Annotated in this window: 11 protein-coding genes; all 11 read left to right on the top strand. The window is 44.0% G+C overall.

What is annotated here, in order from left to right:
- A partial coding sequence (locus ACJMLT_RS03275; protein ID WP_405726536.1) for a toprim domain-containing protein occupies positions 1–1,122 on the top strand: 1,122 nt, incomplete at its 5' end.
- Between the two features lie 365 nt (positions 1,123–1,487).
- Positions 1,488–3,971, top strand: a complete 2,484-nt coding sequence (gene gyrA, locus ACJMLT_RS03270; RefSeq protein WP_405726533.1) for a DNA gyrase subunit A — start codon at positions 1,488–1,490, stop codon at positions 3,969–3,971.
- Positions 3,972–3,988: 17 nt separating this feature from the next.
- Complete coding sequence (locus ACJMLT_RS03265; protein WP_405726530.1) at positions 3,989–4,135, top strand: DUF3800 domain-containing protein; 147 nt, start codon at positions 3,989–3,991, stop codon at positions 4,133–4,135.
- A gap of 159 nt (positions 4,136–4,294) precedes the next feature.
- Positions 4,295–5,005, top strand: a complete 711-nt coding sequence (locus ACJMLT_RS03260) for an ion transporter (RefSeq protein WP_405726527.1) — start codon at positions 4,295–4,297, stop codon at positions 5,003–5,005.
- A 92-nt stretch (positions 5,006–5,097) separates the two neighbouring features.
- Entirely contained in the window at positions 5,098–5,898 is an 801-nt protein-coding gene (locus ACJMLT_RS03255) for a hypothetical protein (protein WP_405726524.1), read from the top strand.
- Positions 5,899–5,927: 29 nt separating this feature from the next.
- Positions 5,928–6,761 carry a hypothetical protein gene (locus ACJMLT_RS03250; protein ID WP_405726521.1) on the top strand — a complete coding sequence of 278 codons (834 nt, stop codon included), beginning with the start codon at positions 5,928–5,930 and terminating at the stop codon, positions 6,759–6,761.
- A gap of 107 nt (positions 6,762–6,868) precedes the next feature.
- Positions 6,869–7,642 carry a hypothetical protein gene (locus ACJMLT_RS03245; RefSeq protein ID WP_405726518.1) on the top strand — a complete coding sequence of 258 codons (774 nt, stop codon included), beginning with the start codon at positions 6,869–6,871 and terminating at the stop codon, positions 7,640–7,642.
- Positions 7,643–7,737: 95 nt separating this feature from the next.
- On the top strand, positions 7,738–8,868 hold the full coding sequence (locus ACJMLT_RS03240) for a hypothetical protein (protein ID WP_405726515.1): 1,131 nt from the start codon (positions 7,738–7,740) through the stop codon (positions 8,866–8,868).
- Positions 8,868–9,722: a TPM domain-containing protein gene (locus ACJMLT_RS03235; protein ID WP_405726512.1), complete on the top strand. Its 855-nt coding sequence runs from the start codon at positions 8,868–8,870 to the stop codon at positions 9,720–9,722. The genes ACJMLT_RS03240 and ACJMLT_RS03235 overlap by 1 nt, the downstream gene beginning before the upstream one ends.
- Positions 9,723–9,798: 76 nt before the next feature.
- Positions 9,799–10,149: a hypothetical protein gene (locus ACJMLT_RS03230; RefSeq protein WP_405726509.1), complete on the top strand. Its 351-nt coding sequence runs from the start codon at positions 9,799–9,801 to the stop codon at positions 10,147–10,149.
- 104 nt (positions 10,150–10,253) lie between these two features.
- A partial coding sequence (locus ACJMLT_RS03225; RefSeq protein ID WP_405726507.1) for a hypothetical protein occupies positions 10,254–10,507 on the top strand: 254 nt, incomplete at its 3' end.

Raw genomic sequence — 10,507 nt, 5'->3', positions numbered from 1 at the left:
GGCTTTACAGAAAGCATTTTCACTTTCGTCAATAATATCAATACCCCCGATGGCGGTACCCATCTGGTGGGCTTTAAGGCAGGCCTGACCAAAACACTGAACGATTACGGCAAAAAACTGGGCATCATCAAGGATGCTGATAAGAAACTTTCCGGCGAAGACGTCAGAGAAGGTATCACTGCTGTGGTTTCCATCAAGGTGGAAGACCCTCAGTTTGAAGGCCAGACAAAGGCAAAACTGGGTACCAGCGAAGCGAAGGGTGCTGTGGAAAGTATTCTCAGCGAATATCTGACCTATTTCTTAGAGGAAAATCCTTCCATCGGTAAAACAGTCATCGAAAAGGGTATGATGGCTTCCAGAGCCAGAGACGCGGCGAGAAAGGCAAGGGAACTGGTTCGTAGAAAGACAGGTCTGGAAAATACAAGAATGCCCGGCAAACTGACAGACTGCACCAGCCGTGATCCTTATGAATGTGAAATCTATATCGTCGAAGGGAATTCCGCCGGCGGTTCTGCCATCAAGGCCAGAGACCCCAAAACACAGGCGATTTTGCCTCTGCGCGGTAAAATTCTGAACGTAGAAAAGGCAAGACTGGACAGAATCCTCAATTCCGAAGAGATCAGAAATATGATCACAGCCTTTGGTACGGGTATCTCTGAAGATTTTGATATGGAAAAACTGCGCTATCATAAGATCGTCATCATGACTGATGCCGACGTGGACGGCGCACATATCAGAACGCTGCTTCTGACTTTCTTCTATCGCTATATGCCACAGCTGATCGAAGCGGGCAAGGTATATATTGCCCAGCCTCCTCTGTATCGCGTGGAAAAGAATAAACAGCATTATTATGTGTATGATGATGCCCAGCTGGAAACTCTGTATCAGGAAATCGGCAGAACAGGCATCAAGGAAGTGCAGCGTTACAAAGGTCTGGGTGAAATGGACTTTGACCAGCTGAGAGATACCACCATGGCAGTGGAACATAGAATTCTGAAACTGGTTACCATTGACGATGCTGTATTAGCCGATCAGATCTTCAGTATGTTAATGGGCGACGAGGTAGAGCCTAGAAAGCTGTTTATTGAAGAGAACGCACAATACGCAGAAATGGATTTCTAAACGAGCTGAGCTCGTAAGAAAAAAGCTCAGCCTGCGGCTTCAAGCTTTTTTCTTGTTTGAAACAGATGACAAACAGATGAGTTCCATCGACCTTTGGTCTTGAAACTCCCTGTTTTCCTCGGCGAAAAGCGCGGTTTCCGCCTGCGGATTCCAGTTGGAAAACTAACTCACTGCCCAAGACGGGGCAGCAGACAAAGTCTGCTTTGCGAAGCAAAGTGATGAACATTCGTTTTCCAAGCCTTTCCGCTGTCCGATAAATTGAAATTTAACTCCTAAGCAAAAACGAAGTTTTTGCAAATCAGGGTCCAGGGAAATGATTTCCCTGGCAGGGTTTGGGGCAGAGCCCCAAAAGAAGAGGTGAATTTATGAGTAATGAAAATGAAAACAGAGAAATCGACAAGGTCATTACGATAGATATCAATAAGGAAATGCAGAAATGCTACATCGACTATGCCATGAGCGTAATCGTTGCCCGTGCATTGCCCGATGCCCGGGACGGCCTGAAGCCCGTACAGCGTCGTATCCTGTATTCCATGAACGAAATGAATCTGGATCCCAACAAGGGCTATCGTAAATCCGCCCGTATCGTCGGTGATACCATGGGTAAATATCACCCTCACGGTGATTCCTCCATTTATCAGGCCATGGTGCGTATGGCGCAGAATTTCTCCATGCGTTATATGCTGGTAGACGGTCACGGGAACTTTGGTTCCATTGACGGCTACGGTGCTGCTGCCAGCCGTTATACCGAAGCACGTATGTCCAAGATCACAGCGGAAATGCTGGCGGATATCGAAAAAGACACCGTCGATTTCGTGCCAAACTATGACGAAAACGAAAAAGAACCTACCGTACTGCCTTCCCGTATTCCTAATCTGCTGGTGAATGGTTCCAGCGGTATCGCCGTAGGTATGGCGACCAATATCCCTCCCCACAATCTGGGCGAAGTGATTGACGGGATTGCCTGCATGATTGATAACAAGATTGCCGACAAGGATACAGATGTGGAAGAACTGATGGAATACATCAAAGGTCCTGACTTCCCCACAGGTGCAAATATTCTGGGCAAAAGCGGCATCCGCGCGGCATACAGAACCGGCCGCGGCAAGATCATCGTGCGTTCTACTGCGGAGATCGAAGAACACAATGGCAGAGAACGCATCGTTGTGACCGAGATCCCTTATATGGTCAATAAACTGCGTCTGATCGAAAAGATCGCAGAACTGGTCAAGGATAAACGTGTGGAAGGTATCAGCGATCTGTATGATGCTTCCGCCGGGGATGATATCAAGATCATCATTGAAGTGAAGAAAGATGCTAATGCCAACGTGATTCTGAACCAGTTGTATAAATATACATCTTTACAGGAATCTTTCGGTGCAAATATGCTGGCACTGGTTGACGGAAAACCTGTGGTGCTGAATCTGAAGGAAGCACTGGAAGTATATCTGAAGCATCAGGAAAACGTGGTGACCAGAAGAACACGTTTCGATCTGGATAAGGCAGAAAAAAGAGCCCACATTCTGGAAGGTCTGCGTATCGCCATCGATAACATCGATGAAGTGATCCGCATTATCCGCACAAGTTATGATAATGCGAAAGAAAGACTGATGGAACGTTTCAGTCTGTCCGATGTGCAGGCACAGGCCATTCTGGAAATGCAGCTGAGAAGACTGCAGGGTCTGGAAAAAGAAAAGATCGATGCGGAATATGCAGAACTGCAGAAGAAGATCGCTTACTACAAAATGATCCTGGCGGACAGAAAACTGATGCTGTGTGTCATCAAAGATGAAATTGTAGCCATCGGTGAAAAATACAGAGACGACAGAAGAACAAAATTGATCCAGAATCCCGGTGAGATCGATGTGGAAGACCTCATCGATGAAGAAACCTGCGTATTCACTCTGTCCAATCTGAACTATGTGAAACGTACCCCTCTGGATACTTATAAGAGCCAGAACCGCGGCGGCAGAGGGATCATCGGTATGCAGACAAGGGAAGAAGACTACGTAAAAGACCTCTTCCTTGCTTCCACCCATGATACGCTGCTGTTCTTTACAAATAAAGGTAAGGTTTACCGTATCAAGGGTTATGAAATTCCCGAAGCAGGCAGAACTTCCCGTGGTATCGCTATCGTGAACCTCTTGGAAATCAGTTCTGATGAAAAAATCATGGCTGCCATTTCTGTGAAGGAATTCAGCGAAGAAAAATATCTGGCCATGATCACCAAACAGGGCATCATCAAGAAAACAGATATGTCCAGTTTTGCAAATATCAGAAAGAGCGGTCTGATTGCCCTGAACCTCAGAGAAGACGACGACCTGATCTCTGTCATGACCATTGAAAAAGATGATCAGATCTTCGTTGCCACCAGAAAAGGTATGGGTATCAAGTTCAATGAACAGGACGCAAGACCTATGGGCAGAACGGCAACAGGCGTGAAGGCAATTACTTTGAACGATGGGGATTATGTGGTTTCCGCATTGAAGGTTGACCCCAACGGTCAGATTTTGAATGTAACAGAAAAAGGCTTCGGCAAACAGACAACTGTGGAACAGTTCAACCTGCAGTACAGAGGTGGTAAGGGTCTGAAGATCCACCAGCTGACAGAAAAAACAGGGGAACTGACAGGCGTTCTGATGATGGGCGAAAATGAAGAACTGATGCTCATCACTTCCGAAGGTGTCATCATCCGTCTGAGAGCAAAAGATATCTCCAGCTACGGCCGCGTTTCTCAGGGTGTCAAACTGATGAACCTGAACGAAGGCGTTTCCGTTGTGGGTATCGCAAAAATTTCCGAAGAGGATATTGAGGAATCCACAGAGGAACCTGAAATTATAGAAGAATAAGAAACAGGAGAAGGTATATGAATATTTACATTGACGAGTCTGGCTCGATTAATAATCATTCTCCGGAAAACAAATTTTTTGTAATTGCAATGGTTCATGTAAAAGATAAAAGAGGGTTAGAGAAGGCCTATAAAAGATTCGTATCTTCTAACATAGCTAGGTAAGCGTCATGTGTTGGCGTCGCTATTAGGCAATGGTATCTCGAAATATAAGACCAACCTTAAGGGTTGGTCTTTTTCTGTTTAAATTGTGTTTTTAGTAACTATTTATTTATAATGAATTGTGCTAAACTAAATATAGAGGAAAAAGGAAGGAGGAATCCCATGCGCCGACGTATTTATGAGATCATTGAAAAAGGTTCGCCGGATGATAAACTGAGTATGTTTTATGATCGTTTTATGATCTTCTGCATCCTCTGCAGTATCATTCCTCTTTGCTTCAAACATACAACGCCCCTTTTCTGGTGGCTGGATAAAATCACAGTCTGTATCTTTATTGTAGACTATATCCTGCGCTGGGGGACGGCAGATTTTAAAATGCTGGGCAAAAGAAAGGTTTCTTTTCTGAAATATCCTTTTACGCCCTTTGCCATTATCGATCTGGTGACGATCCTTTCTTCTCTGACACCGCTCAATGCTACCGTAAAAGCCTTCCGTGTCCTTCGTTTGCCGAAGTGTATGAAAACCCTGAAATTCCTTCGTTATTCCAAAGGATTTCACTTGATGCTCAGGGTTTTTCAGAAGAAAAAGGATGATCTGCTGACCGTTTGCTATCTGGCAGTGGGCTATATTCTGGTTTCTGCCCTGATCCTGTTTCAGGTGGAACCGGAAACCTTCCGAAATTTTTTTGATGCCGTTTACTGGTCTGCTATTACGCTGATGACTGTCGGTTATGGCGATTTTTATCCTGTGACCAATATCGGCAAGGCCATTGCCATCATTTCCTCTTTTCTGGGAGTCATGGTCTTTGCTTTGCCCACAGGTATCATCACGGCAGGGTATCTGGCAGAACTGGAACATAAAAAAAGTAAATAACGTCATAACAGCCCCTTTTTCCTGTGAGAGAAAGGGGTTTTCTGTTTTTTGTCGAATACAAAAAGTATAAATACAAAAAAGGAGGAATGGGTATGAAGAAACTCGTAGCATTTTTTATGACAGCAGTGATGGTATGTTCCATGGGTATGACAACAGCTTTTGGGGCTACGGCAAAGCCTTCTTCTGATAAAGTTTCTGTCAATGGGAAAGTGGTCACACCACAGGTGTATAATATCGATGGATATAATTATTTTAAACTTCGTGATGTGGCTAAATCTTTTTCTGGCCATGGAAATCAGTTTAATGTAGGCTGGGATGAAAAAGCACAGAAGATCAAAGTGGAAAGATGGACACCTTATAATGGTTCTGTTGCGATTGAAAAATCTACGGATACTTCTGTGAAAAATGCGATTCCCAATAATGATTTTATCAATATTGAAGATATGACTTTTGTTTATCAGAAAGGGTATACCATTGATGGATATAACTATTTCAAATTGCGTGATCTGACACAGGTTGTAGAATTTGATGTGGGTTGGGATGCAGCAACAAAATCTATTGCCATCGATGCGGATTATATCATTGGTTATGGCGGTCCCGGCTATGATGAAGAAAGAACGATCACCATTGATGAATTTGCAAAAAATTTCAATAAAGAAACAGAAAAACTTGTGGTTCGTGTAGAACCTTATATGGTTTATAAATTTAAAAACTGGGATTTCCAGAAGGAAGTTGTAGTGGAATATCTCGGTGACTATACAGAGCATGGATATGTAGAGTTTCATAATTGTGCATTCAGAGATAATCTGACAACGATCGGTTTTGAAGATGAATTTACACTGCTGGCAGGCTCTTCCATGTTTGCGGATGGTAAGGGGATTGTTCATAAATAATTCTGTTTTCTGAAATGGAGGAAATGGATATGAAAAAAATAATAGCATGTTTCATCACAGCAATAATGGTATATTCTATGGGAACCACAGCTTTCGGGGCAACGGCATATCCTTCGAATGATAAAATCATGCTGAATAAAACGACAGAATTTTATATGCAGCCATATAGTATCAATGGCTACAATTATTTTAAACTGCGGGCAGTATGTGGTATGCTGCAGGGGACAGTCAATGAGTTTGACCTGAACTGGAATAGTAATGAAGGAAAAACAATCATTCGAAAACAGCCCTTGGAAACACCTATTATTTCCATGGACTATGATGGTGTATTTCGTCAGGAAACAGCAATTCCTGTAGATGCAGTGATGGAGGCAGATGGAAAAACGGTAACCTTACAGGCGTATAATATCAAAGGCTATAATTATTTCAAACTGCGTGATCTGGCAGATCTGATTGGATTTAAAGTAGGCTGGGATGCATCTTCCAAAACAGTAAATCTGGATGCACCTTATGGCTTTGTTCAGCCTGCACCGGTGCAGAAACCTGCTGAAAATAAAAATAATGCCAATGGTTCTGTTTCTGTTATCAAACCGGGTTCCAAAGAATATCAGAAGCTGGTGGAAGAAGTAAAAAAATTAACTTCTAACAATTATGTTTCGGAAAAAGGTACGGTTCAGATTTTTACCCGCGGAGAATTTTTTGAACCGGTTACCGTAACATTCAGAGATATAGATGAAAGGATATATTTCGAACGGTGTACCTTCCATAGCACACTGACAGTGAAAGGGGATTATGAACTGGGCGAAAACCTGCGTCTGGAAAACTGTACTTTTGCACACGATTCTGATTTGATTCTGAAATAATGAAACTATAAAACTATAAAACTATAAAACTCTTCCTTTTTTGGAATGGTTTTTCTTTTGCCTGACGAATACAAATAATATGACCATTTCTGAAAGGGGGAATTCTTATGAAAAAATTATTGGCATTTTTAATGACAGCAGTGATGGTATGTTCCATGGGCACCACAGCCTTTGCGGCAACGGCAAAACCCTCTGCGGACAAAGTTGCGGTAAACGGCAATCAGGTTGCAGTGCAGGTATATAACATCGACGGCTACAACTATTTCAAACTCCGTGATGTGGCAAAAATGCTGGTGAATCGTCCTGATGAATTTTCCGTGGATTATGATCCTTTGGCACAGCTGATCGTCATCAACACAGGCTGGGGCTATGAAGGTCCCAAGGAATTTGATAAAGTGGTTTCCACCGGTGTGAAAACGGCAAATCCCGGTAATGGCGATGTTATGGTAAATGAAACGATTCATCACCTGTCCGCCTATAATATCGATGGCTATAATTATTTCAAACTGCGCGATCTGGGCAGTGCTGTTGGCTTCCAGGTAGGCTGGGATGAAGCACAGAAATGCGTAAATATTGTTTCTTCCGATGCGCCTCCTGCAGATATGGTCGTGGATGTTCCTGCAGCGCCTGCAAAAGCAACTGTAGTCAACGAAAAGTTCTATGTAGATGTGGTTGAACCTGTTGGCTACTGGTATGATAACTATACCTTCAACGGTGATGTATTCGTAAGCTGGGGTGCTGGTGGTATCGATGGTCGTGTAAAATTTACAAACTGTAAATTCAATCGTGACCTGATCGTAGCTGGTGCTACGGAGGATAGCTGGGTAACATTGGATAATTGCACCTTTGCTCCCGGTTATGGCAGATATTTTGCGGAATAACATGAAATTTTGATATTACTCCCCGATGGTTCTATCCATCGGGGTTTTTTTATGCTACACTGAAAAAAATGAAAATCCGAAAGGATGTGAATAGAATGGAAAAAACAGCATTGACCTATCTTTGTCCCGATTGTATGGCCTATCTGCGCTTTGACGGGAAGGAAGAAAAATGGGTCTGTGATTACTGTGATGGCAAATTTTCCATGGAAGAACTGGAACAGAGAGGCCTGCAGAAGGAAGAAAGTGATTATGAAGTAAAATCCAGAGCGGAAGCAGAGGGGAATTCTGCCGATGTTTCTTTTGATTATCAGGAAAATATCTCTCAGACGGAAAGCGACCTGAGCCGTATGCGCGGCTATATCTGTCCTTCCTGCGGCGGGGAGATCGTGACCGACGACGTAACTGCGGCTACTTTCTGCGTTTTCTGCGGCAACCCCACCATCCTGCCCAAGCAGCTGGAAGGGGAATATCGTCCTGCGGCCATCGTTCCCTTTGAAACAGATAAGGAAGATGCCAAAAAAGCATTTCTGAACCTCTGCAAAGGGAAGAAACTGCTTCCAAAAGGTTATACCTCTGAGCAAAGACTGGAAAAGATCACAGGGGTCTATGTGCCTTTCTGGCTTTTCGACTGTAAGGCGGATTTTACCTATCATGCCACTGGCGAAAATGTCAGCACATGGGCGGATCCCCGTTTTATTTATACAAAAACCGATCTGTATCATATCCATCGGGAAGGCCGCATGGAATTTGAAAATATCCCTCTGGATGCTTCCGAAAAAATGCAGGATGACCTGATGGATGCCCTGGAACCCTTCCATCTGGAAAAGAAGAAGGATTTCGATATGAGTTATCTCAGCGGTTTTCTGGCTGAAAAATATACATACGAACCGAAAGACCTCTATGACCGTATGACAGGCCGCATCACTCCCGGCGTGGAACATAAGGCCGGGGAAGGCGGCAGGGGATATCAGCGGGTATATGGCGTGAAATGCCACACGAAGTTTTCCTCTGACAAACAGACCTATATGCTGCTGCCTGTTTGGATGCTCATCAGCAAATATCAGGGGAAGGATTATCTCTTCGCCATGAATGGCCAGACAGGAAAGATCGTTGGGGAACTGCCTGTCAGCAGCGGCCAGACCGCAAAATGGTTCGGTATTATTTTTGCCGTTACCTTCCTGATCGCCATGGTCATTGCCATGTTTGTGGTAGGAGGTGTGTTCTGATGAAAAAGAGATTTTTTGTATTTCTGATGGCTTTTCTGCTGCTGTTTTCCGTTTCTGCTTTTGGGGAAGAAATGACAGCGGAACAGCGTGTCTTTGACTATGCGGATCTGCTTTCGGAGGCGGATGAAAGAGAAATGCACCTTTGGATCGAGGAGATGCAGGAAACCTGGAGGATGGATCTGGCATATCTGACCACCAATGACACAGAGGGAAAATCCGTACAGCAGTATGGGGCGGATTTCTATGTGGAGCATGACCTTGGTCTGGGTGAAAATTACGATGGCGTGATCTTTGTACTGGATATGGGCAGCCGCGAAGGGCAGATCATCACCTGCGGTAAGGCTATCGATATTTATACGGATTATTATATCGATCAGATGTGGGATCACATGGTAGGCTTCCTTTCTGATAGAGATTATTATAATGCCTTTTTCAGCCTGTATCTGGATATGAATGAACTGGCAGGGGATTATGAAACATATCAGAAAGACCCTGATTCTTTTCTTTCTGATTATTCCAAAGCACAGAAAACAAGGGGCATCCTGACTTCTGCGGCAGTGGCGGCAGTATTCGGGCTGGTCATTGCAGCTGTTGCAGTCAGCAGCATGCGCAAATCCTGTAAAAATGTGAAACCCTATACCGACGGTAGGGCATATCTGAAGGAAAATGGATATCATCTGTCTGTCAATCGGGATTCTTTCGTTTCTACCCATACCGCAATGATGCCCATTCCCAGAGAGGATGACCACGATCACCATGGCGGCGGATTCCACAGCGGCGGCAGCTGGGGCGGCGGTTCTTCCACCTTCAGCGGCGGCGGACGCAGCTTTGGCGGTGGCGGCGGAAGGTTTTAAGTTTATTGACTTCCTGTTTTTGGAATGTTACAATAAAATATAATGATAAAAAATGAACTGACAGAGGTGTTTTGATATGTTTTTATTTCCTGTAGATGGTATCTGGGAAGTGATCCTGTCCTATGGCCAGACTCTTTCTCTGTATCTGGTATTTGTGATCATGGAAGGTATGATCTCTGCAAAATCCGAATCTCCCGTACCCGGTCTGGTATTTATTCTGCTGACGGTTCTGACGGGCGTGGGTTTAGGTTTTATTTTCCACGATATCGGTTTCTTTTTCTATATGCTGGTGCCTGCGGTGCTTTCTCTCATTGCGTTTTTCTTTACCAGAAGAAACAGAAGAAAAAATATCGAGAAGGGCATGCATTATAACGAAGAAGGCCTGATCGTAGAAGAAATGAGAAAAATGGAAGGTAAAGACGAGTAAGGAAAAAAGCTCTGAACAGGAATGTTCAGGGCTTTTCTAATACCTGCAAGTATGGTATACTGCCATCAAAGGACATTTGTTTACCATAAAAGGAGGGAAGAAGGATGAAAAGAATTGCTGCACTGCTGATGACCATGGTATTTCTGCTGACGGCCTGCGGAAAAGAGGAACAGACCTATACTGCCACGGCAGGGGAACCTGTGCCTGTGGTAAAAACTGTGAAAATGGCTGTGGTAGGGGATATCATGGTGCATGATTATCAGTATAACGAAGCCTATGATCCTGCAACGGGAGAGTATGATTTCATGCACAATTTTCAGGATGCCAGGAAATATTTTGCAGGGAACGATCTGGTCAT

This window comes from Anaerotignum sp., assembly GCF_045122575.1.
Classification (GTDB): Bacteria; Bacillota; Clostridia; order Lachnospirales; family Anaerotignaceae; genus Anaerotignum_A.
Note: the sequence above shows the minus strand (reverse complement) of the source record. Positions and strands in the feature narration are given on the sequence as shown.